Annotated in this window: 25 protein-coding genes and 1 pseudogene; 19 read left to right on the top strand and 7 right to left on the bottom strand. The window is 44.6% G+C overall.

The features are described from left to right. Positions 1 to 110: 110 nt before the first annotated feature. Positions 111 to 5252: a beta strand repeat-containing protein gene (locus OS173_RS02220; protein ID WP_267182643.1), complete on the bottom strand. Its 5142-nt coding sequence runs from the start codon at positions 5250 to 5252 to the stop codon at positions 111 to 113. Positions 5253 to 5413: 161 nt separating this feature from the next. After that, the gene (locus OS173_RS02215) at positions 5414 to 6526 is read right to left on the bottom strand and encodes a hypothetical protein (protein WP_267182642.1); all 1113 of its coding nucleotides are present in this window, start codon (positions 6524 to 6526) and stop codon (positions 5414 to 5416) included. 168 nt (positions 6527 to 6694) lie between these two features. Here OS173_RS02215 and OS173_RS02210 point away from each other — a divergent pair, with 168 nt between their 5' ends. Beyond that, positions 6695 to 7243 carry a GFA family protein gene (locus OS173_RS02210; RefSeq protein WP_267182641.1) on the top strand — a complete coding sequence of 183 codons (549 nt, stop codon included), beginning with the start codon at positions 6695 to 6697 and terminating at the stop codon, positions 7241 to 7243. A 43-nt stretch (positions 7244 to 7286) separates the two neighbouring features. On the opposite strand, the gene hutI is transcribed toward OS173_RS02210, so the two are convergent. Then, positions 7287 to 8495, bottom strand: a complete 1209-nt coding sequence (gene hutI, locus OS173_RS02205; RefSeq protein ID WP_267182640.1) for an imidazolonepropionase — start codon at positions 8493 to 8495, stop codon at positions 7287 to 7289. Positions 8496 to 8542: 47 nt separating this feature from the next. Here hutI and hutF point away from each other — a divergent pair, with 47 nt between their 5' ends. From hutF to OS173_RS02145, 12 genes and pseudogenes are all read left to right on the top strand, one after another. Then, on the top strand, positions 8543 to 9799 hold the full coding sequence (hutF, locus tag OS173_RS02200; protein ID WP_267182639.1) for a formimidoylglutamate deiminase: 1257 nt from the start codon (positions 8543 to 8545) through the stop codon (positions 9797 to 9799). A 75-nt stretch (positions 9800 to 9874) separates the two neighbouring features. Continuing rightward, on the top strand, positions 9875 to 10405 hold the full coding sequence (locus tag OS173_RS02195) for a shikimate kinase (protein ID WP_267182638.1): 531 nt from the start codon (positions 9875 to 9877) through the stop codon (positions 10403 to 10405). A gap of 4 nt (positions 10406 to 10409) precedes the next feature. Further along, entirely contained in the window at positions 10410 to 11501 is a 1092-nt protein-coding gene (gene aroB / locus OS173_RS02190; protein WP_267182637.1) for a 3-dehydroquinate synthase, read from the top strand. Further along, positions 11491 to 12213 (top strand): SPOR domain-containing protein, encoded by a 723-nt coding sequence (locus tag OS173_RS02185; protein WP_267182636.1) that lies wholly within the window; start codon positions 11491 to 11493, stop codon positions 12211 to 12213. Before aroB ends, OS173_RS02185 begins: the two co-directional genes overlap by 11 nt. Position 12214: 1 nt before the next feature. Beyond that, on the top strand, positions 12215 to 12754 hold the full coding sequence (locus OS173_RS02180) for a hydrolase (RefSeq protein WP_267182635.1): 540 nt from the start codon (positions 12215 to 12217) through the stop codon (positions 12752 to 12754). 58 nt (positions 12755 to 12812) lie between these two features. After that, on the top strand, positions 12813 to 13073 hold the full coding sequence (locus tag OS173_RS02175; protein WP_267182634.1) for a type II toxin-antitoxin system Phd/YefM family antitoxin: 261 nt from the start codon (positions 12813 to 12815) through the stop codon (positions 13071 to 13073). Beyond that, on the top strand, positions 13070 to 13336 hold the full coding sequence (locus OS173_RS02170) for a Txe/YoeB family addiction module toxin (RefSeq protein WP_267182633.1): 267 nt from the start codon (positions 13070 to 13072) through the stop codon (positions 13334 to 13336). Before OS173_RS02175 ends, OS173_RS02170 begins: the two co-directional genes overlap by 4 nt. 142 nt (positions 13337 to 13478) lie before the next feature. Further along, positions 13479 to 13811 carry a DUF2493 domain-containing protein gene (locus tag OS173_RS02165; RefSeq protein ID WP_267182632.1) on the top strand — a complete coding sequence of 111 codons (333 nt, stop codon included), beginning with the start codon at positions 13479 to 13481 and terminating at the stop codon, positions 13809 to 13811. Positions 13812 to 14074: 263 nt separating this feature from the next. Beyond that, positions 14075 to 14584: a hypothetical protein gene (locus OS173_RS02160; protein WP_267182631.1), complete on the top strand. Its 510-nt coding sequence runs from the start codon at positions 14075 to 14077 to the stop codon at positions 14582 to 14584. Between the two features lie 83 nt (positions 14585 to 14667). Then, on the top strand, positions 14668 to 14925 hold the full coding sequence (locus tag OS173_RS02155; RefSeq protein ID WP_267182630.1) for a hypothetical protein: 258 nt from the start codon (positions 14668 to 14670) through the stop codon (positions 14923 to 14925). 11 nt (positions 14926 to 14936) lie between these two features. After that, positions 14937 to 15146, top strand: a pseudogene (locus OS173_RS02150) (type II toxin-antitoxin system RelE/ParE family toxin); the annotation flags it as partial. Next, positions 15143 to 15415: a helix-turn-helix domain-containing protein gene (locus OS173_RS02145; RefSeq protein WP_267182629.1), complete on the top strand. Its 273-nt coding sequence runs from the start codon at positions 15143 to 15145 to the stop codon at positions 15413 to 15415. The pseudogene OS173_RS02150 and the gene OS173_RS02145, both read left to right, overlap by 4 nt. 180 nt (positions 15416 to 15595) lie before the next feature. On the opposite strand, the gene OS173_RS02140 is transcribed toward OS173_RS02145, so the two are convergent. Further along, positions 15596 to 15829 (bottom strand): hypothetical protein, encoded by a 234-nt coding sequence (locus OS173_RS02140; protein WP_267182628.1) that lies wholly within the window; start codon positions 15827 to 15829, stop codon positions 15596 to 15598. A 97-nt stretch (positions 15830 to 15926) separates the two neighbouring features. On the opposite strand from OS173_RS02140, the gene OS173_RS02135 reads away from it, so the two are divergent. Genes OS173_RS02135 through OS173_RS02120 form a run of 4 tightly spaced genes read left to right on the top strand, consistent with a single transcriptional unit; the run spans position 15927 to position 20031 of the window. Further along, on the top strand, positions 15927 to 16238 hold the full coding sequence (locus OS173_RS02135) for a helix-turn-helix domain-containing protein (RefSeq protein WP_267182627.1): 312 nt from the start codon (positions 15927 to 15929) through the stop codon (positions 16236 to 16238). Next, positions 16225 to 17469 carry a DNA (cytosine-5-)-methyltransferase gene (gene dcm, locus OS173_RS02130; RefSeq protein WP_267182626.1) on the top strand — a complete coding sequence of 415 codons (1245 nt, stop codon included), beginning with the start codon at positions 16225 to 16227 and terminating at the stop codon, positions 17467 to 17469. The genes OS173_RS02135 and dcm overlap by 14 nt, the downstream gene beginning before the upstream one ends. Further along, positions 17469 to 18638, top strand: coding sequence for a hypothetical protein (locus OS173_RS02125; RefSeq protein WP_267182625.1), 1170 nt, complete (start codon positions 17469 to 17471; stop codon positions 18636 to 18638). Before dcm ends, OS173_RS02125 begins: the two co-directional genes overlap by 1 nt. Continuing rightward, on the top strand, positions 18631 to 20031 hold the full coding sequence (locus tag OS173_RS02120) for a Sau3AI family type II restriction endonuclease (RefSeq protein ID WP_267182624.1): 1401 nt from the start codon (positions 18631 to 18633) through the stop codon (positions 20029 to 20031). The genes OS173_RS02125 and OS173_RS02120 overlap by 8 nt, the downstream gene beginning before the upstream one ends. Before the next feature lie 66 nt (positions 20032 to 20097). Here OS173_RS02120 and deoA read toward each other — a convergent pair whose 3' ends face one another. Then, positions 20098 to 21405 carry a thymidine phosphorylase gene (deoA, locus tag OS173_RS02115; RefSeq protein WP_267182623.1) on the bottom strand — a complete coding sequence of 436 codons (1308 nt, stop codon included), beginning with the start codon at positions 21403 to 21405 and terminating at the stop codon, positions 20098 to 20100. 396 nt (positions 21406 to 21801) lie between these two features. Between deoA and OS173_RS02110 the strand changes: the two genes are divergently transcribed. Both OS173_RS02110 and OS173_RS02105 read left to right on the top strand, forming a co-directional pair. Next, positions 21802 to 22107, top strand: a complete 306-nt coding sequence (locus OS173_RS02110; protein ID WP_267182622.1) for a type II toxin-antitoxin system TacA family antitoxin — start codon at positions 21802 to 21804, stop codon at positions 22105 to 22107. Continuing rightward, positions 22107 to 22622 carry a GNAT family N-acetyltransferase gene (locus tag OS173_RS02105; protein ID WP_267182621.1) on the top strand — a complete coding sequence of 172 codons (516 nt, stop codon included), beginning with the start codon at positions 22107 to 22109 and terminating at the stop codon, positions 22620 to 22622. Before OS173_RS02110 ends, OS173_RS02105 begins: the two co-directional genes overlap by 1 nt. A gap of 133 nt (positions 22623 to 22755) precedes the next feature. On the opposite strand, the gene OS173_RS02100 is transcribed toward OS173_RS02105, so the two are convergent. Both OS173_RS02100 and OS173_RS02095 read right to left on the bottom strand, forming a co-directional pair. Further along, on the bottom strand, positions 22756 to 23586 hold the full coding sequence (locus OS173_RS02100) for a purine-nucleoside phosphorylase (protein ID WP_267182620.1): 831 nt from the start codon (positions 23584 to 23586) through the stop codon (positions 22756 to 22758). An 11-nt stretch (positions 23587 to 23597) separates the two neighbouring features. Beyond that, on the bottom strand, positions 23598 to 25976 hold the full coding sequence (locus OS173_RS02095; RefSeq protein ID WP_267182619.1) for an aldehyde dehydrogenase family protein: 2379 nt from the start codon (positions 25974 to 25976) through the stop codon (positions 23598 to 23600). Between the last annotated feature and the right edge of the window lies 1 nt (position 25977).

The raw sequence follows: 25977 nt of genomic DNA, 5'->3' as shown, positions 1-25977 counted from the left end.
TAGATTGTTAAATAAATATTTTTTAAATTTAGAACTGAGCTCAAAACTTTCACCTTAACCACTGCCAACCTGATTGACAGTGGTTATTTTATTCATATTGAATTGACAGTTTATTGTGGACAATTACTGGTCACTCCTGTGAAAGCACCACCGACATTAAAGACATTGACATCAGTGGCCAGGCTGGTGCCTGCATCATTTGTAATGATATGGTTATCAACCTGGGCTTCAGATAAGGCGCCAGCAATGGGGTTTTCAAGTTGAAAGACAGTGCCAGTAAATGACACAAAGCCATAATCTTCGCCATCGACCCCAATGGCATTAGGTGCCGAGGCATCGTTGCCAATAATATCTGTACAAAGAACATTATTGTGTCCCGTTCCCGTATTGCCGGTCAGAGCAAATATGCCACCCGAAAAGCCGTTATCACCGGCAGAAAAAATGGTGTTATTGGTGGTGGTGACTGACAGTTCTCCGTTACTGTTAGAAGCCCGGTACTCAACACCCACAATGGTTTCATTGCCACCGGAACCAGTCATGTTTATAGTGTTATTGTCAATGGTGATGGTGTTGGCGGCTAAGTTACCGACACCGGTAAAGTTAGAGAAGAAGCCACGGACATATTCATCATTTGATACGATTATATTGTCATTGATAAGACCGCTGATGTTTCTTGATCCGCTTAGAGCATTGTTTGATTTACCGGTACCGTTTGAGCCACCATCGTCCTGGGTATTGTCATTGCCGGTTGCATTTAATGTGGCCAGGGCCGTGGTACCAACGGACTGAGCTGAAATACCCACAAACATCAGGCCATTGGTGCCGGAGTCCGGTCTTGAAATGGAGGCCACACCGGCGCCCGGTTGTAATAGGCTGTTTCTAACATTGGCTGTTATGGTTCCGTTGTTGGCTACAAACAGCGCCCCGGTGTTGGTGTTTTCGATTAGTAAGGTATCACCAACACCAACCGCTGAAGCATCACCGAGTGTGACCGTTAAGTTGGCGGCAGCCGTTGTTGTTCTGGCTTCAAAACCACCTTCACGGGCATTCGATAGCGTTGAGTTGCCATCAATCACTAAACTGCCTGTTCCAGTGTTTTGAACCACCAACACGGCGGTGTCACCAAGGGTGTTGTTAACGGTGAGGTTTTGCCACCGGCTTTGTTGAGCACCTGAGCCTGATAAATTGACCACATAGATACCATGCTCATTGAGATCATCTGAGACATTTTGAACGGTAACGCCGTCCATATCAAAATGGGTTACATTTTGACCGAATATGCCCAGCTCATCGGAGGCATCGCCATTGCCATCAATCACTGTATTAACAAGGTTGATGTTACTCGAATTCACCAATTCAATGGCTGCATGACACACACCTGTGACGCCACTCACATCCGCCAAACAACCGGGCGATTCATTGGCACTGTTGGTGAAATTCATGTTTCTTAAATCAATGTTACTGGTATTCATGGCCGTAAAACCACTGGTGCTGTTATTTTGAATGGTGCCACCACTGCCTGCCGTGGTGCCGGTGCCGGTTATTCTGAACTGACCGGCACCTGTGATGGTGTCTAATACAATGCCGGACGTGGCGCCATTGACATTCACCTGATTAAATGTCATACCCGAGACACCGATTGAAACGTTTTGCAAATCAACAGCCACACCGGTGGTGGTGTCAATGGTGTTGGTGCCGGTTACATTGAGCGTACCACCGTTAGATGCTGTGAATGCGGCGTTGGCGGCGGTGTCTAAATCGATATTGGAAAAATTAACTGTTTGGCCGCCATTATTCGCCAGATTGATGCCTGTACCGCTGTCAACAAGGGCACCTGTAAAACTGACCGTGCCACCGGAGTTTGAGGTTATATTGACTGAACGTCCGGCTGTGTTGTTTATATTGCCCGGGTAACTCATGGTTAATGTACCGCCAATTATTTCAATCGCAGGAAGTGCGGATCCATTGGTAATACCGGCTGTTGCGGCAGAAATTGCCAGGGTGCCGCTGACACCGTTGAGGGAAAGCGCCGATGAACTGTTGCTATTGGAGCTTAATTCATCTAATTGAACATTGTTGGCAAAAGCCGCACTGGTACTTATGTTGATTGCGCCGCCATTGCCGCTGATACCGGTTTCAGAAATGTTCAGGTTACCGGCTGTGCCGCCACTGATTCCATAGCCTGTGGTGTTGCCAATATCGACCCCACGAATGGTGTTGTTGAGCGCTAAACTGATACCATCAGCAGAGCTGATAATCTGGGGCTTGACGCCTCCCAGCGAGGGTCTGGCGACACTGTTGGCCGGTGGTGTGATCCCCGCAACGCTGTCAAAAGTACTGGTTGTTCCTTGGCCGAATAAGACTTGATTGTTGGCCAGCGTTATACCGGCTTCATTGTAAGTACCGGAGGCTAAATAAATATAATCACCGTCTGCCGGAATGGCTGATCCATTAAAATCGGCCAGGTTGTCAAAGGGTGACAGTAAGGTTCCATCACCACCCGCTGTGGCGGCGTTATCAATAAACCAGACCACATTGCCACTGACATTCAAATTTACAGTCGCCGTAGCGCTACAGGCTGAAGGTAGTGGCAAGCCATCGTCACAGACCTGATAGTTAAAGGAATCTGAGCCAGTAAATCCGGGGGCTGGGTCGTAGGTAAATTCACCGGTGCCGGTGTTGACTGTAACAATACCATTGTTGGCAGTGGTTATGGTGCCGGAACCTTGCACGGTCAGTGTGGTACCAGGTTCCACATCAGTGGCGCCTGCCAGTAAGTCATTGGCACCATCTGGGATGCTTATTCGGATATGCGCGGTGGCTGCAAAAGGACCCGGTGGTGTCACCACGGGCGCATCATTGATCGGATTCACTGTAAGGGTTAGAGAAACCGGCGGACTGGTGGTATTTACACCGCCGTTCGCGGTGCCGCCATCATCCATTAACACCACATCATAGCTGACACTGCCAAAAGCATTGGCAGCAGCGGTGTATTCCACCTGACCGGTGGTGCTGTTGACTGACGGGGTCACGACAAATGACAAGGTGGGGTCGATGCTGGTTTGGGTCAGCATAAAGGTCAGGTTCTGACCCGATTCATTGGCAGGGCCAGCTGAAATGGCTGATGCCCAAGGCAATGATTCAGGACCGCCGTCTTCATTGGTGGCGGGCGGATTGCCACTGCTTGTAAATGAAGGGGCATCATTGACATCTGCGATGTTGATGGTGAAATTTTGCGGTGTGGATGTATCCTGGCCGCCATTGGCTGTGCCGCCATCGTCTGAGGCGGTTACGGTCACCACGGCTAAACCGCTGGCATCCGGTGCCGGTGTGTAACTTAAATTACCGGCAGCATCCAGAGCAGGCTGTACAACAAACAGTGCATTATTGTTATTTGTCACGGTAAAGCTGACTGTTTGAGACGCTTCATCCGCGGGTCCGGGGGCAATACCGGTGGCCCAGCCATTGACTGTTTGGGCGCCACTATCCTCGAGAATGTTCTGGTTGGCACCCAGTGTGAAAACAGGTGGATCATTCACCGCTGTAACGGTAATCATAAATGACTGAGGTGATGAGGTGTCATTGCCGCCATTGGCGGTACCGCCATCGTCCATGAGTTCTAAGGTGATATTGGCCACACCGTTGGCATCCGATGACGGTGTGTAACTTAAATCGCCATTGGCGGCCACCGAAGGGCCGGCAGAGAATAAAGACGGATTATCATTGGCCGTAATATTAAAGGTCAGGGTCTGGCCGGCTTCATCGGGCGGACCGGCTGAAATACCCGTTGCCCAGCCATTCACCGTGGTGGCACCGGCGTCTTCGTTATTGGATTGATCAGGACCTGCAGAAAACGAAGGTGGATCATTGACATCCGTAATGGTGATGGTCAGATTCATGGTGGCAGAAGTGTCCGCACCCCCATTGGCGGTACCGCCGTCGTCGGATAAATTCAGGGTTAAATTGGCTGAACCACTTACATCTGTCACAGCTTCAAAACTCAGTGTGCCCGACGAATCAATGGTAGGTTGGGAGCTAAACAGTGCGCTGTTATCATTACTCAATATAGTGAAGGATAAAGTTTGGCCTGTTTCATTTGGCGCACCCTCTGAAATATTCGTTGCCCAAATCTGGCTATAGGGACCGCCGGTTTCCAGGTGGGTGACATTGCCACCGGAAGTAAAGGTGGGTGCGTCATTAACTGCTGTGATGGTCACATTGGCACTCGCCGGTGCTGAATTAACCTGGCCGTCATTGGCGGTAAAAGTGAAAGAATCATTGCCGTTAAAATCTGCATTTGGCGTGTAAACCACAGTCGAGGTGGTGCTGTTGATTACGGTAAAGGCACTCAAGGTGCCGTTAGACGGTGGACTGTTGACAGCGAAGGTTAATGGGTCACTTTCGGCATCAGAACCAGAGACTGTTAATGTCACCGCATTATCTTCTAAAGTACTGCCACTGCTGTTATTAGCCACCGGAGCCTGGTTTTCCACATCCACCACATCCATGCGAAAATAGACATCATCATTGTGGGAGGTGAAGAAGACGTTGGTCAAATCGGCATAACTGCCCGGTGATGAAGTATCATTGACTGGATCGGTGTTGGCGGGGTTGACAGTACTCCAGTCGGCGGTTTGTCCATCCACGACAATCACCACTGCCCAGGCAGATGTGGCAATCACCATCAGCACCACCATCAGGGTTATTTTTTGATTTAAGTGGCGATTGGCAATGATTAAAAACAGCACTAGTAAAATCACTATCGCCATCAAACCAATTGCAGGCACCGGCAAAGTCATACCTAAAATAATGGGGTTACCATCAACATTACTGAGGACAATATCAGAGGCCGTGTTTGACTCGGTGGCGTAATAAATAACCACCGCCCGGGAAGCGCCGGCATTCATGGTGGCACGGTTTAATCCCACTTCAAACACGTCTTCACCATTGAGCCCGGCGTTTAAACCCAAAGCGGCCGGATTAATCGCGGTACCGGCATCAAAGACCAATCCGGAACAATTGTGGTAGAGGGTGCTGGTAATGGCCGGTGGTTGGCTACTGTCAGTGGTGATACTTATGCGACCTTCAGCGCCGTTAATGGCGGTAGAAAAAGCGGGTAAATTAACATCACAACCGGTGGCTGTGTTGTTATCTGTATCGACATAGACATGATAAAAACGATTTTGAGCCTGGCTGTCAAAAGCCGTTAAAACCGTCAAAAAGAGAATAATAAATTGTAACCCGCGAATCATACGTACTCCAAAAGTCTCAGTGGACAATAAAATCGGGGTTTAATAAGACATTGCATCGGCGCCTCCCCCCAAAGACAACAGGTTTTAGAATAATTTAGTTTTCTAAAGATGTCAAAAAAAATTTGAATTTTTATGACAAGATCACTAATGACAGCAATGGCTTATGGATCGGGCCAAATAACTAAATTCGGATCCGGCCAGATAAACGGTGCCGGAGAAAAACCGGTGCCATTCATCCAATCCACACAAGCAGCGGTTTGCTCCGGTCGATTGGTGAAAGTAAAGTAGCGGGGACAGACCTGGTCGGCCATAATTTGCTGACAACCGGCCATGGTTTTTGGCCTGAAGGTACTTCGGTATTGTTGTGCGTACTGCCAGGCGAGTTGTTGCAATACCACGCCGGTGCTATTTTGAATTGATGCCGGAATGGTCGCGCCTTCGGGACTGCGCATATTGACAATGGCATAGCTCAAAGCGGCCAGATAATAAATACCTGATTCATTGAGATGCACGGTGTCACTAAACAAATCATCCACTTTTTGGACATCGCTACCGGTAAACCCCGGTACTTCATCATCGAGAATATGTTGCAACAGATTAGCCAAGGCCCAACCGGCCGGAATAACATTAATGCCTTGGGTTTTGTTTTCCGATTGCAGTGTTAAATTGACTTTGACGGCGACACATTCCCAGGCATTGAGCATTAAGGTTTCGAAGCCAATCCAATCCTGTGGATCGTTCGGATCAATATCCAGCCAGGAATGATACAAATAGGTTTCAGCTTCAGGATTTCCGACCAATAAACGATTATGATAATGATGCAATAAGCTGTTGGTGTATTCCCAGCGAACAACATCGAGAATATCGTGGCGTTCGGTAATCAGCAGTGCGTCATACAACTCATTGCTGCCGATGGTGGCCGGTGAGGTCAGTTCTGCAATGACGTCCATATCAAAGGTATCGCGGTTTTTGCCGGTATGATAACCAAGCCAGTTATTGGGCGGTGATTGATTGCCGCTGGTTCTCACCCGAATCGGCGAGCCGATACCGATTTGCTGATTCCACTGATACTGCACGCCCAGTGACGTGCTAATCGTTTCCAGATAATCCGCATAGGGATTATCCATTAAGCTGTGGCCTGAGATAAAGGCGTTGTTTTTAAAGGGATCGAAATCACTTTTGTGGATGACATCCCATTGCTGGGCCCAGCTTGTATTGATAACAGCCAGTAAACATAATAGCCGAATAAAAGTCATGAATTTTCGATTCATCATTTTCATCATCGATATAATTCAATTTACTTTAGCAAATTTCCACTTTTAGAATATGTGTTATTTTGCGCCTTACTTCACAAAATGCATAAAATACTATGCATAATCTGTTTAAATAGAGCGACAGATTATGATTGATATAATTGAGACGATGTAAAACAAGGTGAATTTATGACTAATAACACAGCGCTAAGTTGCCAGTGTGGTCAGGTAACAATACAGGTTCAAGCACAACCTATTTTAAGTGCCGCATGCCTCTGCACTGAATGTCAGCAAGCTGGGGAATTTTTACAATCTTTGCCCGGTGCGCCAGAAGTTCTGGATGAATATGCAGCGACCCGATTTGTGCTTTACCGAAAAGACCGAATGCGTTTAATAAAAGGTCATAAATATCTGCGAGAACATCGTTTAACAAAAGACACGGAAACACGTCGCGTGATTGCAACCTGCTGTAATACACCATTATTTCTAGAGTTTATAAAAGGCCATTGGCTTAGTTTATATGGCGTACTTTGGCCGGCTGATGGTTTACCAAAACTTGAATTAAGAACCATGACCAAAGATAAAAAAGAAGACATCGTTTTAGCTGATGATGTGCCCAACCCCAAAACTCATACCCTTACTTTTTACGCTAAACTTTTATTTGCCTGGTTGGCCATGGGATTTCGTTCGCCGAAGATTGATTATGTTCAAGGCACACTAAACGCAGAAAAGCCTTAAAGAACGCCCCATAAACAAGACAATAAATTCTTGCGCTGTGCAGTTAGTCAAAGACCCCAATAACCGGATTCTCGCCCTGCCAATAAACAATATCCGACGGTTTATGGGCTTGCCAGTGCACCAGATGCGCTTGTTTACCGACTTCGAGGCTGCCTTTTTGGTCGGAAATTCCTAAGGCTTTGGCGGCGTTGAGGGTGACGCCGAGCCAGGCTTCGGGGATGGTCAGGCCGAATTGGGTGCAGGCCATGTGCAGGCATTGCAGGATATTGGTTGATGGTGCGGTGCCGGGGTTGCAGTCGGTGGCGATGGCCATGGCAACGCCGTGTTTGCGGAAAGCTTTAATGGGCGGTTTCTGGGTTTCTTGTAAGGCATAAAAAGCGTAAGGTAATAAAGTCGCCACAGTGTCATGGTCGGCCATGGCCTGAATGCTTTTGTTTGAGGTGTATTCCACATGATCAGCGGATAAACCACTGTATTCGGCCACCAGTCCGGCACCGCCGAGATCACTGAGCTGATCGGCATGTAGTTTCACCGGTAGCCCTGAGCGGGCGGCGGCATCGAATACCCGGCGGGTTTCATCGGGTGTAAAACCAATGCCTTCACAAAAGGCATCCACGGCATCGGCGAGTTTGTCTTTGGCGACTTTGGGAATCAGTTCCTTGCAGATTAAATCAATGTAACCGGCGCGGTTATCTTTGAATTCCGGCGGTAAGGCATGGGCAGCCAGTAAGGTGGTTTTCACCTCGACACCGGTGGCTTCCCCTGCAGCACGGGCGACTTTCAGCATTTTAATTTCATTGTCCACATCTAGGCCGTAACCGGATTTAATTTCCACCGTCATCACGCCCTGAGACTTTAAATGAACTAAGCGTCTAACCGCATCATCTAACAAATCGTTAAAGCTGGCTTCGCGGGTGGCTTTCACGGTCGACAAAATACCGCCACCGGCTTTGGCAATGTCTTCATAGGAAACGCCGGCCAAACGGGCAGCGAATTCATCGGCACGCGAACCACCAAATACCAGATGTGTGTGGCAATCAATTAACGCCGGTGTCAATAACTCGCCTTGTAATTCATGCACATTTTCACACTGGAATTGCGCACTTTGGGCAGAACTGCCAATCCATTGGATCACGCCATCGCTGATGGCCACTGCGGCATCTTCCAGTAATTCATCCACTGCTTGTAAGTCACTACAGGTGGCGATGGTGGCGTGTTTAATTAAAAGGTCGCATTTTTTCGTTGAGTTCATGGCGGTTCTATTTGACAATGAATGTATTGAAAATCACATTATAACCAATGACAAACTATTTTTTTCATCAGGCTTTAATACCCAAGGGCTGGGCCAAAAATGTCCGGGTGGTGGTAGAAAATGATCTGATTCAATCCGTTGATTGTGACGTTAGTGCTGAACCGGGTGATAAAAAAGCGTCGGTGGTGATTCCGGCAGTTCCCAATATTCACAGCCACGTATTCCAACGCGCCATGGCCGGTTGCAGCGAATACCGATTGCGTGAGGATGATGATTTTTGGTCGTGGCGTGAATTGATGTATAAACTCGCCAATGCCATGGATGTGAATGCTTTTTATGACATCGCAAAAAGCACATTTCAAACCATGAAAGATCGCGGTTATGCCAATGTCTGTGAATTTCATTATGTACACCGTGATTTGAACGACCCAAACAACACCCATGCTCAAGCCGAAGCCATTTTACAAGCCGCCGATGACGTCGGTTTGCCCATCACTTTATTGCCGGTGCTATACAGTTATTCCGGATTTGGTGAACAGCCTTTGCTTGAAGAACAGCAACGTTTTGCGTTAACTGTTGATGAGTACCTGCAATTGTATGCGCATTTAGAGAAGCAAATAAAGCCCCAACAGCGACTGGGTATCTGTTTTCACTCCCTACGCGCGGTCAGTCCTGAACAAATGCGCCGATTATTGGATGCCTTACCGAAAGAGGCTCCGGTGCATATTCACATTGCCGAACAAACCGCCGAAGTGGATCAATGTAGGGCACTTTACGGCCAGACACCTGTTGCCTGGTTACTTGATAATTTCGAGGTTAATGAACACTGGTGTCTGATTCATGCCACCCATCTCACTGAACAAGAAAGCAAAGACCTGGCCCAATCAGGTGCCATTGCCGGATTATGTCCTCTGACAGAAGCTAATCTGGGTGACGGTATTTTTCCTCTAGAAAACTATAAAAACAACCGCGGTCGCTGGGCCATCGGCTCGGACAGCAATGTCAAAATAAACCCCGCCGAAGAATTACAAATGCTGGCGTATTCGCAACGTTTATCCCTGCGCAAACGGGTGGTGTGTAGCGATCAATCACAAGCCCATGCCGGCAGTTGGTTATGGCAACAAGCGGTGGCCGGTGGTGTGCAAGCCAGCGGTCAGAAGGTTGCAGGTATTGTCAAAGGTCATATGCCGGCATTTTTGGCCTTAAAATCAATCAATCAGGCTGATCAAAGTCGGGACCACGCCGAAATTTTATTGGATCGCTTGGTTTTTGCCGATGATGTTGGTATTGAGCGCATAGACTGACATGGATTTCATGTCAAATTCAGAAAATGACAACAATCACCATGCTACAATGTCGCAAACCAAACGCCACGGATTATGCCACTGACAAAAAACGCCAACATCATACTCATCGGCCCCATGGGTGCCGGCAAAACAACAGTGGGTAAACAACTCGCGATGCGCTTAGGCAAAACCTTTTGTGATGTGGATCAAGAACTGGAAAAGCGCACCGGCGTATCAGTTAATTTGATTTTCGAAATCGAAAAAGAAGCGGGGTTTAGGGTTCGTGAAACGGCCATGCTGGCGGAGTTATTGCAGCGCGAAAATTGTATTATTGCCACTGGCGGCGGGGTGGTGGTGACTGAAGCGAGTCGTCGGTTGTTACAGGAAACCGATCACACCGTGGTGTATTTAAAAACCGCTGTTAAACACCAGTTAAAGCGCCTGAAGCGCGATAAGCAACGACCACTTTTACAAGGCACAGGACGTCGTGAACGATTAATGAAACTGGCGAAAGAACGTAATCCCTGGTATGAATCGGTGGCCGATTTATCCTTTGCCAGTGGCCGTAACAGTGCTTATGGCATGGCGCAGAAAATAGCCGACTACCTCACCAAAGAACAATAACGTCATGCAAAAACTCAGTCTGGATATTCCCGGAAAACAATACCCGATTATCATCGATCAAGAAGCCTTTAATCTGGCGGAAATTCGATCACGACTCACCGCTCAAAAAGTGATGTTGGTCAGCGATGAACATGTGGCACCCTTATACCTTGAACCCTTACGCACTGAATTAGATGGTTTTGAAGTCCATGAGTGTGTCATTGCAGCCGGTGAAAATCACAAAAACACCCACAGCTGGCAAAAAATACTGAACGCATTGGCGGCGCATGGCTTTAATCGCAGCGATGTATTGGTCGCTGTCGGTGGTGGCATTGTCTGTGACATCACCGGTTTTGCCGCTGCCAGCTGGATGCGTGGCGTGGATTTTGTGCAAGTACCCACCAGCTTACTGGCACAAATTGATGCCTCCGTAGGTGGGAAAACCGGCGTTAACCATGCCGCCGGTAAAAACCTCATCGGCGCGTTTCATCAACCCCGGGCGGTACTGATTAATATCGCCACCCTTCAAACCTTACCGGCGCGAGAATTCAATGCCGGCATTGGCGAAGCCATTAAATACGCCGGCATCAATCAGCCTGAATTTTTTACCTGGCTACACGATAATCGCATGGCAATTAAACAACAGAATAAAGACGCCTTACAGCATTTAATCAGTGCCTGTTGCCGTTTTAAAGCCGAGATTGTTCGCGATGATGAAAAAGAGCAGGGCGTGCGCGCTTTACTGAATTTGGGCCACACTTTTGGCCATGCCATTGAAAATGTCAGTGATTACCGCTATTTACATGGAGAGGCCGTGGCTTTAGGACTGGTGATGGCCGCCGATTTATCGGTGCGTTTAGGCCATGCTGAACCCGAATTAAAAGCGCAATTTGTTGAATTAATTGAAGCCTTTGATTTACCTCATTTACTGCCTAACAATTATTCACCGGAACAGTTACTGAATGCCATGCGATTAGATAAAAAAGTACAATCAGGACAACACCGCTTAATTCTGATGCGTGGCATGGGCCGTGCTTTTGTGGCCAATGATATTGCAGAAAAAGTTATCATTGAAACCATCCGTGCATGCAGTGAAGGAGATAGCCATGATTCTTAAAAGATACGCATTGACGGTCATCGCTTTGTTGATAACAACCGATGTCATGGCGCAGAATTTACCAGTTCCGGACAGTGACGTGTCTGACAGTGAACGCACCGAAGTGGTCTGCTATGCCGCACAAGACCGTTGGGTTTGTACGCCAAAGGGCAGCGAAAAACCAACCGCGACCATTGAACAAATAAAAGCCGAATCAGATGGCGATGAAGCCGAATCGCTTACCGAAGACAGTCCTCTAAATCCACTTGATCCGCCGCCAGGCGTTGAATCAATCACCGACACTGCGCCGGAACAACCCGTCGTTAACCTGATGACTGAAACACCGGACGATGTTATCACCGAACAATCGCCACAAGCCACCAATACACCTGAACCGCAACAGACGGTAACAAAAACACAACAGACTGAAGAACAGCAAGCAAAGCCGGATTATGCCGGTGATAACTGGTTTCAACGCTATCCGAACCATTGGACCATCCAAATTGTCGGCGTCGCCAATCAACAAAACCTGGATGCTTTTGTTCAGCAACAAAAATTAAACGATCGGGATTACCGAATTATCGAAACTCGGGTTAACGGCGCACCTTGGTGGGTGGTGATTTATGGTCATTACCCCAGTCGTGATGATGCTGACAGAGCCCGAAATAATTTACCCGAAAACTTAGCGAGCGATGCCTGGTTACGACCCTTGTCATCCTTAGCAGGAGAATAAAATGTTTAAACCTGAAAACAGCGCACTGATGATTATCGATGTCCAGGGCCGCTTAGCCAGTTTAATTCATGGTGCCGATGATTTAATTAAGGAGATTAACATCATGATAAAAGCGGCTGAAATTTTGGACATGCCGATTATCTGGATGGAACAATACCCGAAAGGCTTAGGCACCACCGTGGCTGCCATTAAAGATAACCTGACCGGCCATCAGGCCATCGAGAAAATCACTTTCAGTGGTTGTGGGAATGATGACGTGTTGAAGGCACTGAAAGACAGCGACCGTAACCAGGTCATTGTCACCGGTATCGAGTCCCATGTTTGTGTGTACCAAACCGTTTTGGGCATGATAAGCGAAGGCTATCAAGTGGCCATTAATCAGGATGCGATATCCTCACGTACACCAACCAATAAGCAACTGGGCTTAGAACGCATGAAAGACGCCGGTGCCATCAAAACCTCCACCGAAATGATTTTATTCGAGCTGATGCAAACCGCCGAACACCCAAAATTTAAACAAATCTCAAACTTGCTTAAATAAAGCGAACTTGACAAGAGTACAGAAGTAAGTACAATGATATTTATTTGTGGAACCCAGTATGGACTCTATTAATTACTCATCCTTTCGAAAATCGATGGCAGAATATTTGGATCGTGTTAACGAGGACTGCTCGCCTGTTTTGATTACCCGTCAAAAAGGTGCTTCTGCGGTTTTGATTGGTTTGGATGATTTTCATGCCATGCAAGAAACAATTTATCTTATGGCCAGTCCTAAAAATGCCCAAAACTTGAATGAGTCGATTGCGGAAATTGAATCTGGCAAGGTTGTTGATGTTGATTTAAATAATCTGGATTCATGAAAATGACCTTTTCCCAAAAGGCATGGGAAGATTATTTAGAGTGGCAACGGCAGGATAAGAAAAAATTCAAAAGAATAAATACCCTCTTTAAAAACATCAGCCGAACGCCCCATGAAGGTCTTGGTGATCCCGAACCGCTTAAGTATGATTGGCCAAACAGTAATAAATCATACTGGTCAAGACGAATAGACATAAAAAACCGATTGGTTTATCGGGTTAAAGAAAATCAAATCATCATCGCACAATGCAAATACTATTATTAATGCTTTAGCGACAAATTAAGTCGCAATGAGTTTCCTCTCAGCCAATTTATGCTGTTCAAAGCAATCTCCATTCAATACAATAAAAACGTGAGAAAAACATCAACGTTCTCAATTTCATACCCTTTTAAAACCCTATAATTAAATGAAACTAATCATCGCCGGCGGTCGTGATTACCGCTTTACCCTGAAGGACATCGAACGCTTAAATAACCTTGAAAACATCACAGAAGTCGTTTCCGGTGGTGCCAAAGGCGCCGACGCCGAAGGCGAACAATGGGCCGCCGAACAAGGCATCCCCATTAAAGTCTTTAAAGCCGACTGGAAACAATACGGCCGCGGTGCCGGCCCCCGCCGCAACCAGGCCATGGCCGACTACGCCGACGCCGTCGCCCTATTCCCCGGCGGCAAAGGCACCGAGAATATGTTTAAACACGCCCAAAAGATTGGGTTGGTTATTTATGACTGGCGGGTGTGATTAAAGCTAAACCCACTGGCTGTCATACTCGGGCTCCGACCCGAGTATCTCATTACTTCTTAGGTCTTTCCTCAACGTGCCGAGATTCTCGTATCACCAAAAGTAGGGCCCATGAGGGCAGTGCGAAAATGACGGAATTTTTTTGTGCAGTACGTAGATTATATTTATCCGCCTCGTCTTCGGACTTGATCCGGAGACCCATGAAAAAAAGCAGAACTCATATTTCAGTTTTGTAACCACCTCACATCAACAGGAGAAAAACCATGCAACGACTAGAAAAAGAAATAAGAAAAAAACGCGCCGAGCTGTTAGCCGGCCTCAACAGCGAACAAATTGAATTCTTCGAAGCCGTCGAAGAACTCCGAGACACGCTTAATCGCTTCGAGTCCAAGTTCCACGTCACCTTATTCCCCGAAGAATACGATTTTATGTACGATGATTCGGTAGACGCCAAAGCCCGTTACCGCGGTGATAACCCGATGTCTGAAAGTTACCAAACTAAAGTCAACCAACGCCGTCAACAATTAGGCCTCAAGCCATTAAGTGAAAACGGCATGATTAACAGCGACGACAGCGTCCGCTACACAAACAAAACCGTCCGGCGCTTACTAACGGCCAAGGATCAGGCCCTGAAAGACCAGTTAAAAGAACTCATCGACATCGGATTCGATTTCAAAGAATTCACAGACCGCCTCAACGCATATGACAACATTCAATACCTGGCAGATAAAAGAAAAGAAATGGCCGAGCGGTTTGGGGCGGATAATGTTTGATTTATAGACCGTTAATAAGCATTTTTAGTTGATGGAATATATCTCTACATGTATAATGGGTTGTTTAAAAAGTTTTCTATTTAATGAGACGTATTTCTTTTGTCGGTCAATCTTTGAACGATATAAAGCAATTCCCCGAAAACGCCAAACGCGAGGCAGGGTATCAGTTGGATATGGTACAAAAAGGTGTGTTCTTGGGACTTCATTCACTTTTGTTCCCGACAAAAGTGAAAGCGGCCGCGGCGAACACTTCATATAACTTCGCGCTCTTCGCCTCTGATTCGCTTCGCTCACCAACCGGCTCGGCGGGTCGTGCTGCTCAGCAGCACTCCGAGGCTTAAATCCAAACGACTGGAAAAGCATGGTTAGCATGGGTGCAGGTGTAAAAGAGATTCGAATTAAAGATGCAACAGGTATCTATCGCGTCATCTACGTTGCCAAGTATTTAGACACGTTATTTGTATTGCATGCATTTAAAAAGAAAACCCAAAAGATAGCGAAAAGAGATATGACCATTATTAAAGAAAGATTAAAAATAGTTGATCAGGAGATTAGAAAATGACCAAACCATTTGATAACGTCTGGGACGCTTTAGAAGATGATCCCGTCAAACAAGAAAACTTAAAATTACGTTCACAGTTAATGATTGAGATTAATGCGGTACTGGATAAGAAAGCACAAACCCAAGCCGAAATGGCTCAACTTTTAGCCACAACCCAACCGCGAATTTCCGCTTTAAGAAAAGGTAAAATTAATAATTTCAGGTTAGATAGGCTGGTCGATTTTGCCACCCGATTGGGGCTGAGTGTTTCGATAAGTGTGGCTGCTTGATTTGATTGTTAAAATCAACCTACAGCTAATTTTGCCGATTCTTTTAATAAATAAGCCGGCATGGACTCTTTAGGTTTTATTAAACAGAAAAACAAACAAAGTAACTCTTTCATTCCGACTGAGCGAAGCGAATGGAGGAATCACCCAAAGTTGGAAATCCAGATTGAAAGATGAAACTTTTTAAAACTCTTCATCCTCATCAGAATCATCCGAATAAGAAGCTCGGATAATTCGACCGTATTTGCCTGTGAGTAGAGTAATACGATCTAAATCAGAACCACCCAGTAAGCGACAAATCGAATGAGATAAAACCGTCGCGATAACTTCATCTTTATCGTTCATAATCACACCAGTTTGCTCAATGGGTGAGTTGACCAGATGGCCGTAGGCTTTTTGGAATTGAGAGTATGACATTTACATTCCTCTTTTCAAAAGATTAATAAATAATACTTGTAAAGTTATAGGTAATTATACTATATTGGACAAATATTGTCTAAACAAATAATGTCCAATGAGAACGTTAGGTGAAAAATTGTTAGAAGCTAGAAAATCAAAAAAGTTAATTTTGAGGAAGGTTTCGGCGGGAACAGATATTGATCAATCTCTGATTAGTAAATTTGAAAAGAATGAACGTCGGCCAACTCATGTGCAACTTAAATCTTTAGCAAAGTTTTACGATATAGATGAAAAGGACTTGATCATTGATTGGTATTCTGAGAAGATAGCAGATGATTTAAAATATGCCGAATCACCCTCTGAAATCCTAAAAATTGCTGAAGAAAAACTTAACTATATCGAGACAAACAAACATGGAAAAAAATAAAATTAAAGTTGTGGAATTATTCGCTGGTGTAGGCGGGTTTCGACTTGGGCTTGAGAAAGCAGGGAATTATGAAGTTGTCTGGAGCAACCAATGGGAACCTAGCACAAAAGCACAGCATGCGAGTTGGGTTTATGAAGCCAGATTTGGAAAGGAAAACCATTCAAATGAAAATATTGAAACAGTCATCGAAAAAAACTTTGAAGATATTCCTGATCATGATTTATTGGTAGGCGGCTTTCCCTGCCAAGACTATTCAGTCGCAACGACACTAAAGAACTCAAAAGGTGTGGTTGGTAAGAAAGGTATCTTGTGGTGGTCAATTTACAATATAATAAATAAAAAAGAACGAAAACCAAAATACCTATTCTTCGAGAATGTTGACCGTTTGTTAAAGTCTCCAGCTTCGCAAAGAGGCCGTGATTTTGCTCTTATGCTAGAAAGTCTCAATCAATTAGGCTATGCGGTTGAGTGGCGTGTCATTAATGCTGCAGATTATGGTATGCCTCAAAGACGACGACGCGTTTTCTTTTTGGGATATCATAAATCTACCAAAGCATATCAAAGAATCAAAAACCAATCTAAAGAAGAATGGATTAGTAAAACTGGCGTAATTGCTAATGCGTTTCCAATACAAGAAAATCTAAATACTGGATTTAATCAATTCAAACTAGACAATGATGTCACTGTTATTTCCGATGAATTTAATAAAGGTGGAAAAAAATCTTTGTTTGAAAACACCGGCATTATGATAGGTGGTGAAGTCAAAACCATGAAAACATATCCTAAATATGATGGTAAAAGAATAGTGCTTAGAGATATCGTATTGAACAAGAAAGTCGAGGATGAGTTTTATATCGATAATGGAGATGAAGAAAAATGGAATTATCTCAAAGGTGCTAAAAAAGAAATAAGAAAATCTAAATCAGGTCATGAATATCATTATGCTGAAGGAGGGATGGTGTTTCCTGACGCCTTAAATAAACCTTCAAGGACAATAATTACAGGTGAGGGCGGAAAATCTCCATCACGCTTTAAACACGTAATTGAGACGAAATACGGTTTAAGAAGATTAACACCCGTCGAACTTGAAAAACTTAATATGTTTCCAGAAAATCACACTAAATTGGATGGTATTAGCGATACGAAGAGAGCTTTTTTTATGGGTAATGCTCTTGTTGTTGGTGTAATTGAAAATATAGGTAAAGAATTATACAAAAAGGTAAATCTATAATGGCAGGATATTTATTTAGTCTTAGCAATGTTGAGTCATTAATTGAGAGCATTAATTTAGGAGTATATTCAACATTAATTTCAACTCCTAAGAATAATACTTGGAGAATTTCACAAGAAGGAACATTTGCGGATTTTTGTTCTATGAAAGATGGTGATAATGTCTACTTTTTTTACAAGAGAAAAATATATGGAATTGGAAAGTTGGTAAATATAAATGGAAGTTGTAAGTTCTTAAATTATCCCAAAGCAAACGTTCCAGAAAATCAAAACTATCAAGATATAAAAAGTGATTTATTATATGACAACGGCGAAAATAGTGTAAATAATAGATTCATTTGCACTTTCGAACCATTACCATTTTTTTTTAAAGATGGGATTGATATGGATGAAACTTTATCCTCTGCACCTGATAAATTTAGAATATTAAGAGCTTTTTGGAAATTAAGTTTTATTAAATTTTCTGATACGGAAAATCAGGCATTCAAGGATATTATTTTAAGAAGAAATATTGAGGCAATAAACAACCCTGATAATAATAATACTTATGAAAGCAATTATTTGGCCAATCATGAATTTATATGTAAAAAAACAAAAAACAACAATGATTATGAACTAAATATCGCGCCCTTTTTAAATACAATAAATAATTTGGACGGAAGCATTAAGCATGAAATGGCAATTGAAGCAGCATTAATTTATCAGTTGTCAAATAACTTACGAGAAACTGTAGATATTTTTGGTAATTGGGATTATTTGACCCATCAGGTAATAGCATCTCCTTTTAAGCCAATCGACTTTATGGATAAAATGGATGTGTTTGGTTATAAATATATTCAGAACCAAAATCCAACTATTTCTGATTATCTGGTAGTTGAAATTAAGAAAGACTTAATAAATTCTCAAGACTTAATACAATTAATGAAATATGTTGATTGGGTTAAAAATGAATATGCTTATGGTGACTATAGTATGATTAAGGCATTTATGTTGGGATTTAAATATTCAGAAGATGCTTTAGATACATACCGAATAAATATTGAGCGAAAATATATAAAAGGCGTGAGACCTTCAATTTCTAAAGAATGGAATGATGTGAAATTAATTCAATACAAATTAAATCAAAATACTGACCTGTTAGAGTTTGAGGATATAACACCTAGTGAATAAAAGAATAAAATTTGATATCTATTCAGCAGAATCAATAGTTAATTTTGCTAAAAATCTAAAAAATCAAACACTAAGGCAAGCTTGTGATGAAGATATAGAAAAACACGGGTATAAGGGAAAAGGGAATTATGGGCAGGTTTTAGAAAAGTTTTATTTCGGGTACGAACCGAATTCTAATTCAGAACCAGATTTTCCAGAAGCTGGTATTGAATTAAAAACTAGCCCTTTGAAAACCTTAAAAAATGGGTCAATTAAATCAAAGGAAAGATTAGTCTTAAATATCATTAATTATCTAGAAGTTCATAAAGAGGATTTCGACAATAGCTCTTTTTGGAATAAGAACGCACATTTGTTGCTGGTTTTTTATTTACATAACAAAGAGCAAGATTTTCTAGATTACATAATTAAGTTAGTAGATCAGTGGCAATATCCAGCAGATGATCTGAAGATTATTAAAAATGATTGGGAAAAAATTAAGTATAAAATTGAAAGTGGTGAGGCGCATGAGATTTCTGAAGGCGATACTTTTTATTTAGGCGCTTGTACTAAAGGAGCAACAGCTGCAAAATCATTAAGAGAACAGCCTTTCAGTAAAATAAAAGCAAAACAGCGAGCGTATTCATTAAAGCAAGGCTATGTAAATCATATTATTGCAAACATAGCCAAAGAAGAGACAGCAGTATATGGGAAAATAATAAAACAACCGGAAATTTTAGATACTTTTGAATCAATAGAAGATGTCGTCATTTCAAAATTTAAAAGATTTTATGGAAAGTCATTTGAGCAAATTGAAAACGAGTTAGGTTTAGATTTAAGTAAGAAACCAAAGCATTATTTCGCTAATTTGACCAATGCAATTCTTGGGATTGAACTAGGTAAAAAGATTGAAGAATTTGAAAAAGCAAACATCCAAGTAAAAACAATTCGGCTTAAAGAAAATAATTTGCCAGACCAAAACATATCATTTCCTGCATTTAAATATGAGGAATTAATAAAATCAGATTGGGAAGAATCTGAATTTAAGAATATATTAGAAAGTAAATTTTTCTTTGTGTTTTATCAATTTAGAGGTAAGAAATTGATATTGAATAAAGTTAAATTTTGGAATATGTCTTACTCTGATATACATGAAGCAAAAAAAGTATGGGATGCTGTGGTTAAAAGGCTAGAACGAGGAGAGATTGTAAAGAAAATAACACCCAAAGGAATTCGTAAAACTTTTTTTCCTAGTTCAAAAGACAATAGAATAAGTCACGTAAGACCGCATGCAAATAATGCAGCGGACACATATAAACTACCTGTTGCAGATAAACTAACTGGGTTAACAGAATATACTAAATATTCATTTTGGTTGAATGCAACTTACGTGAAGGATGAAATCTATCTGAAATAGACATAAATTAAAAAATATTTTAGAATTCTTGGATTGATGCGTAAAAATTAAAATGCTTTTTTTAAATCAAACCACATCACTAATAATCGATTGTCCAATCTCAATATTTTCATCACTTACAGTAATCGCTTTTAATAACTGTGTTTTGGCTTGTTCAAAACCGGCTTTGTTTTCAGCGTGGATTAAACACAAGGGGGTTTGCTTGTCTAGTTTTGTGCCCAAGGGGGCGATTTGGGTGAGGCCGACGCTGTAGTTGATGGGGTCGGTGGATCGGCGGCGGCCACCGCCGAGTTCGACGACGGTTAATCCGATGTCGCGGCAGTTGCTGGCGGTGAGATAACCGGGGTTGGGTGCGAATAGGGGTTCGATGATATTCGCAGGCTTTAAATAGCTGTTGGGTTTATCGATTAAATCCGCAGGACCGCCATGGACTGAAGTCATAAAGCTGAATTTTTCGGCAGCTTCACCGTTGTCGAGGACGCTTTGCACTTTGTTGAGGGCGCTGTCGAGCTTGGTCTCGATGTTGCCCATGATGAGTAATTCGGCGGCCAGACGTTTCACCAATTCATGCAAGCGGGCATCAACGTAGTCCCCGGTTAAGTAATCGATGGTTTCGCGGATTTCCACGGCGTTTCCGGCTGAGTGGCCGAGCACCTGGTTCATATCGGTAATCAGGGCGCGGGTTGGGATGGGTGAGACGTTAACGATGTTTTTTGCCAGGGCGCGGGCCATGTCTGGGTTATTGGCAAAGGCGCCGTTACCGCATTTCACATCCATAATCAGGGCGTCGAGGCCGGCGGCAAGTTTCTTTGAAAGAATAGACGCGGTGATCAAGGGAATGCAATCAACGGTGGCAGTGATATCGCGGGTAGCGTAGATTCGCTTATCCGCCGGCGCCAATTCAGCGGTTTGGCCGATAATTGAACAGCCAACTTGTCGGGTAATACGTTTAAATTCGGCCACATCAATGTGGGTGTTGTAGCCGGGGATGGCTTCGAGTTTGTCTAAGGTTCCGCCGGTATGGCCTAAACCACGGCCGGAAATCATTGGCACATGGGCGCCACAAGCGGCTAATATCGGTGCCAGCATCAGCGATACTTTATCGCCGACACCGCCGGTGGAGTGTTTATCTAAAACCGGTCCGCGTAAATCACAATCCGACCAATCCAAGGTATCGCCGGAATGCTGCATGGCAAAGGTGAAATCCCGACACTCATCGAAGGTCATGTCCTGGAAATACACCGCCATGGCAAAAGCCGCAATCTGCGCTTCAGTCACCGATTCATCGGTAATGCCACGGACAAATTCATTAAGCTCTGCGGTACTTAACGCATGGCCATCGCGTTTCTTCTTGATGATTTCTTGGGGTAGCATTCTGGTTTTCTGGTCTTCGTTTAAATAGGTATTTTAGCGGATTGGGGGAGATTGTGCGAGCGGGGCCGACACCCGTTGTCGTCCCGGTCACTATCTATCCATTTTAACGTGACACACCGCCATCCATGGCGGCGAGCGTAGCCGAGGGATCTCATTCAATCTGGTTCTTTTTCAATAGGCCAGTGTTCAAAATAATATTTATTTAACTAAAAAGATTGGTGATTATTGAAACTGGATTTTGAAATCACGGTTAATTTAGGAGATTCCTCGACTCGCTGGTGCTCCCTCGGAATGACAATGATGGCTGTTATCACAAGATGTAGCAGTTAAATCTGAAGTCAATGCAGGTATTTTTTTAAAGAATATAATAATTTGTCATTTAATGTGTACGTCAAAATGACGTATAATAAAAATTTTAACCCAATTATTAATATGTCTTTAAAATCAGAACGTTTAGAAGCCCGGGTACTTCCTGATGTAAAAAAGCTGGTGGAGCGTGTGACGGCCATTTCGGGTCAGTCGGTCAGTGACTATCTGACTGAGCTTATTTTGTCTGATGCACCCATTAAAATTAAACAACATGCCAATATTAGCTTGTCGAATAAAGAATTTGAACGGTTTATGGCGATGACCCGGGTAACGGTTAAGCCGGGTAAAAAGTTGCGCGATGTCGCCAAAGCGTTGGATAACGAAGGTTTTTAATGGATTTAGAGACTCATTTTGTACCTTTAGATAAGAGCAAACACGACCTGAAGTCGTTCGATTGTGGCATTCAGTCGATGAACGAATATCTATCAAGATTTGCCGGTAACCATCAAAAAAAAGGCTTGAATGCCACTTTTGTCTTAACTTCTGATGTGGGGACCAATGGTAAAGCCCAAATTGCAGCCTACTATACTTTGGCGAATAGTGCGGTTGAGAAACAAAAGGTGCCGATTGAAACGTCTTTACCCAATTATTCGATGCCAGTTATTTTATTAGCGAGATTGGCGGTATCAAAATCTTTTCAGGGCCAATCAATTGGTTCTAAAGCACTGGTTTATGCGTTGCGGCATGCTTACCGTATAAACGAAGAGGGGTTGCCTTCCCTGGGCTTAGTATTGGATGTTTTAAATGACGATGCCTTGAGGTTTTATCAGCAATTTGATTTTTTTAAGGTGATGTCTGAAAAGCCAAAACGGTTGTTCGTGTCGATGAAATCCTTGGCAGAATTGTAGTGCCAATATACATTGCTGCAGAGACAAGGCATGCCTTGTCTTTATGTGAAGGTAACTAAAATTTAGTTACCTACAGATATTAAAAATGGGTCTCCGGGTCGGTGCCCGAAGACGTCGCGATTAAAAAATTGCTTTACGTATAGTAATGATCCAAAAAGCCGGCGATCAGTTGTTTCATGTGGTTGGCGGCTTTGGGGGCGTAGCTGAGGGTTTGGTCGTGGCTGATGCCACCGTCGTCCATGCCGGCGCCGTAGTTGGTGATGACGGATAGGCCGGCGACTTTCATGCCGTGATAGCGCGCTAGGATGGTTTCCGGGACGGTGGACATGCCGACGGCATCGGCACCGAGTTGGCGGATGGCTTTAATTTCAGCCGGTGTTTCAAATTGTGGTCCGGCCATCCAGGCGTAAACACCTTGCGCCAGTGGAATGTCGTGCTGTTTGGCGATTTGTTTAAAGTAATAGCGGAATTGGGCATCGTAGGCATTGGCCATATTAACAAAGCGCTTATCACTGGGGCTGCCAAATAATGGTGAACGTCCGGTGAAGTTAAGGTAATCTTTAATCAGCATGATGGAACCGGGGACTTGGTTTAATAAGGAACCGGCGGCATTGGTGATGATTAAGGTTTCGACGGCAGCGGCTTTTAAGGCGCCGATAATGGGGGCCATGGCGGCGGCGTCACCTTGTTCGTAATAATGGCAGCGACCATTGAGAACAATCAACGGGTGACCATCAAGGGTGACAATCGATAATGTACCATTATGACCGCCAACACCCAATTCCGGGAAACCGGGTAAGTCGCTATAATCTAAGCGAGCCATGACTTCAACTGCTTCGCTGACTTTGCCTAAGCCGGAGCCTAAGATAAGTGCCACTTTGGGGCGTAAGTCGCCGCAGGCATCATCAATGATGCGCGCCGCAGCACGGTGTTCTTCAGTTAAAAGATCTGTTTTTTTTGTCATGATTGAGTCCGTTATTCGCCGTAAGGTGTCCAGATATTTTTGACTTCAACACTGTGGCGTAAAAATGTTTTGTTTTGGGCTTTATCAGAAGTCCAGTCTTTGGGCTCTGCATGGGTCCAGGTGCGTTTCAGGTTCAAAGAAGATTCCTGTTCCACCAATGTAACGCCTGCTGGGTCTCCGAAATACCAGAGGGCATCGACATTCAGATGACCCGCTAAAGGTTTCAGCATATCGGCTGACTGGCCGGTTAAAATATTAATGGTGCCGGCCGGCACATCCGAGGTGTTAAAGACCTGGTATAAATCCAGCGCCGGTAGCGGCTGGCTTTCATCGGCCAGCATCACCACGCAATTACCCATGGCTAAGGCCGGTGCCAGTAATGACACAAAACTGAGCAGCGGGTTTTCTGCCGGGCAAACTATGCCGATAACGCCAATTGGTTCGTGCATGGCCATGGCCACTGCGCGCATCGGTACGTTATGCACCCGGCCATCAAATTTATCGCACCAGGCGGCGTAATAGTTAATCCGTTCGATACTTAAATCCACTTCTTTTTTAGCCGCGACACTGCTAAGACCGGTGGCTTTTAAACGTGCCACAAATTCGTCATAACGCAGCGATAGGTTTTCGGCGATAAAGTACATCACCTGTTGTCGTTGGTAACCGCTCATAGTGCGCCATTGTTTGGCGTTGGCGGCGGCTTCCACGGCATTACGTACGTCTTTGCGATTGCCTAAACCGACTTGGGTAATGGCATTGCCTTTGGCATCCAGTACTGGGTAGGAATAACCACCATCCGGACGCACTTGTTTACCGCCGATGTACATTTTCGCGGTGCGGTCCATGCCACCTCTGTCTATTCCATTGGAGGCTTCGCTTTGGCCGGAGGCTTTGGTTGTGCTTTTTGCCGATGCTTTGCCGGGGAAATTGTCTGTGGGCTTGAGGTATTCAAATAAACCTTCAAAACCACCTTCACGGCCAAAGCCGGATTCTTTCACGCCGCCAAAACCGGCGGCGGCATCGAATTGATTGGCGCAGTTAATCCAGACCACACCGGCTTGCATTTGTGGTGCCAGATGCAAGGCCAGATTAATGTTCTCACTCCAAATGGTGGCGGCCAGGCCATAGCGGCTGTTATTGGCTAAAGCCACCGCTTCGTCCGGGGTGCGGAAGGTCATGCCGACCAGTACCGGGCCAAATATCTCTTCCTGTACCACCAAGTCGCCGGGTGCCACATCAGCCAATAAAGTCGGCGGGTAAAAGTAGCCGGCTTTGGGTAATTCACAAGGCGCTTGTAAAATTCGGGCGCCTTGTGCAACACCCATGTTTACCATCTCGGTGATTTTTTGATGTTGGGATTGATTAATGATGGCGCCGACATCGGTGGATTTATCCAGTGGATCACCGATACGGAGTTTTGCCATGCGTTGCTGCAATTTTTGTTCAAAACGGGCCGCCACCGATTCTTGAATCAGTAGCCGCGAGCCGGCACAGCAGACTTCGCCCTGGTTAAACCAAATGGCATCGACCACGCCTTCAACAGCGGCATCCAGGTCGGCATCTTCGCAGACGATAAAGGCCGATTTACCACCCAGTTCCAGGCTCAGTTTTTTACCGCTACCGGCGGTGGCATGGCGGATTTTACGGCCCACCGCAGTGGAACCGGTAAAGGCGATTTTTTGAATATCCGGATGGTTAACAATGGCTTCACCAACGCGACCATCACCGGTAACGATATTAACCACGCCCGCCGGTAGATTCGCTTGTTGGCAGAGTTCGGCAAAACACAGTGCTGTTAATGAGGTTTCTTCGGCCGGTTTGAGCACCACGGTGTTGCCGGTGGCAATCGCCGGGGCAATTTTCCAGGCCAGCATCAGCATCGGGAAGTTCCAGGGAATGACCTGGCCGACCACGCCTAAAGGTTCATGATCGGGCAATTCGCTGTCCAGTAATTGTGCCCAACCGGCATGGTGGTACAAGTGACGCGCCGCTAAGGGGATATCCAAATCCCGGCTTTCGCGAATTGGCTTACCATTATCCAAAGATTCCAAAACCGACAGTACCCGTGCATTTTTCTGAATCAGACGGGCCAGGGCATAGATGTATTTAGCCCGCTCATGACCGCTGAGGGCTTGCCATTTGGGGGCAGCTTGTGTGGCGGCCTTCACGGCTTTATTGACCACGGTTTCATCGGCCTGGCTGATTTTAGCCAGTTTTTCACCGGTTGACGGGCTGATACTGTCAAAATGATTAGAGCCTTTGAGCCATTTGTTGTTAATAAAATGACCAAAGGATGATTGTTGTAACCATTCCTGAGCGGTGGTTTGACTTTCGGGAGCGGTGCCGTAATCCATGGTTTTTAGTATCTCTTGAATGTTCATATTAGTCATT

The organism is Marinicella gelatinilytica, assembly GCF_026410405.1.
In the GTDB taxonomy this organism is placed as follows: domain Bacteria; phylum Pseudomonadota; class Gammaproteobacteria; order Xanthomonadales; family Marinicellaceae; genus Marinicella; species Marinicella gelatinilytica.
Note: the sequence above shows the minus strand (reverse complement) of the source record. Positions and strands in the feature narration are given on the sequence as shown.

Excerpts from the sequence above, each read along its gene's own strand:
- OS173_RS02220 (WP_267182643.1), bottom strand. The coding sequence starts at position 5,252 with ATGATTCGCGGGTTACAATTTATTATTCTCTTTTTGACGGTTTTAACG.
- OS173_RS02215 (WP_267182642.1), bottom strand. The coding sequence starts at position 6,526 with ATGATGAATCGAAAATTCATGACTTTTATTCGGCTATTATGTTTACTG.
- OS173_RS02210 (WP_267182641.1), top strand. The coding sequence starts at position 6,695 with ATGACTAATAACACAGCGCTAAGTTGCCAGTGTGGTCAGGTAACAATA.
- hutI (WP_267182640.1), bottom strand. The coding sequence starts at position 8,495 with ATGAACTCAACGAAAAAATGCGACCTTTTAATTAAACACGCCACCATC.
- hutF (WP_267182639.1), top strand. The coding sequence starts at position 8,543 with ATGACAAACTATTTTTTTCATCAGGCTTTAATACCCAAGGGCTGGGCC.
- OS173_RS02195 (WP_267182638.1), top strand. The coding sequence starts at position 9,875 with ATGCCACTGACAAAAAACGCCAACATCATACTCATCGGCCCCATGGGT.
- aroB (WP_267182637.1), top strand. The coding sequence starts at position 10,410 with ATGCAAAAACTCAGTCTGGATATTCCCGGAAAACAATACCCGATTATC.
- OS173_RS02185 (WP_267182636.1), top strand. The coding sequence starts at position 11,491 with ATGATTCTTAAAAGATACGCATTGACGGTCATCGCTTTGTTGATAACA.
- OS173_RS02180 (WP_267182635.1), top strand. The coding sequence starts at position 12,215 with ATGTTTAAACCTGAAAACAGCGCACTGATGATTATCGATGTCCAGGGC.
- OS173_RS02175 (WP_267182634.1), top strand. The coding sequence starts at position 12,813 with ATGGACTCTATTAATTACTCATCCTTTCGAAAATCGATGGCAGAATAT.
- OS173_RS02170 (WP_267182633.1), top strand. The coding sequence starts at position 13,070 with ATGAAAATGACCTTTTCCCAAAAGGCATGGGAAGATTATTTAGAGTGG.
- OS173_RS02165 (WP_267182632.1), top strand. The coding sequence starts at position 13,479 with ATGAAACTAATCATCGCCGGCGGTCGTGATTACCGCTTTACCCTGAAG.
- OS173_RS02160 (WP_267182631.1), top strand. The coding sequence starts at position 14,075 with ATGCAACGACTAGAAAAAGAAATAAGAAAAAAACGCGCCGAGCTGTTA.
- OS173_RS02155 (WP_267182630.1), top strand. The coding sequence starts at position 14,668 with ATGAGACGTATTTCTTTTGTCGGTCAATCTTTGAACGATATAAAGCAA.
- OS173_RS02145 (WP_267182629.1), top strand. The coding sequence starts at position 15,143 with ATGACCAAACCATTTGATAACGTCTGGGACGCTTTAGAAGATGATCCC.
- OS173_RS02140 (WP_267182628.1), bottom strand. The coding sequence starts at position 15,829 with ATGTCATACTCTCAATTCCAAAAAGCCTACGGCCATCTGGTCAACTCA.
- OS173_RS02135 (WP_267182627.1), top strand. The coding sequence starts at position 15,927 with ATGAGAACGTTAGGTGAAAAATTGTTAGAAGCTAGAAAATCAAAAAAG.
- dcm (WP_267182626.1), top strand. The coding sequence starts at position 16,225 with ATGGAAAAAAATAAAATTAAAGTTGTGGAATTATTCGCTGGTGTAGGC.
- OS173_RS02125 (WP_267182625.1), top strand. The coding sequence starts at position 17,469 with ATGGCAGGATATTTATTTAGTCTTAGCAATGTTGAGTCATTAATTGAG.
- deoA (WP_267182623.1), bottom strand. The coding sequence starts at position 21,405 with ATGCTACCCCAAGAAATCATCAAGAAGAAACGCGATGGCCATGCGTTA.
- OS173_RS02110 (WP_267182622.1), top strand. The coding sequence starts at position 21,802 with ATGACGTATAATAAAAATTTTAACCCAATTATTAATATGTCTTTAAAA.
- OS173_RS02105 (WP_267182621.1), top strand. The coding sequence starts at position 22,107 with ATGGATTTAGAGACTCATTTTGTACCTTTAGATAAGAGCAAACACGAC.
- OS173_RS02100 (WP_267182620.1), bottom strand. The coding sequence starts at position 23,586 with ATGACAAAAAAAACAGATCTTTTAACTGAAGAACACCGTGCTGCGGCG.
- OS173_RS02095 (WP_267182619.1), bottom strand. The coding sequence starts at position 25,976 with ATGACTAATATGAACATTCAAGAGATACTAAAAACCATGGATTACGGC.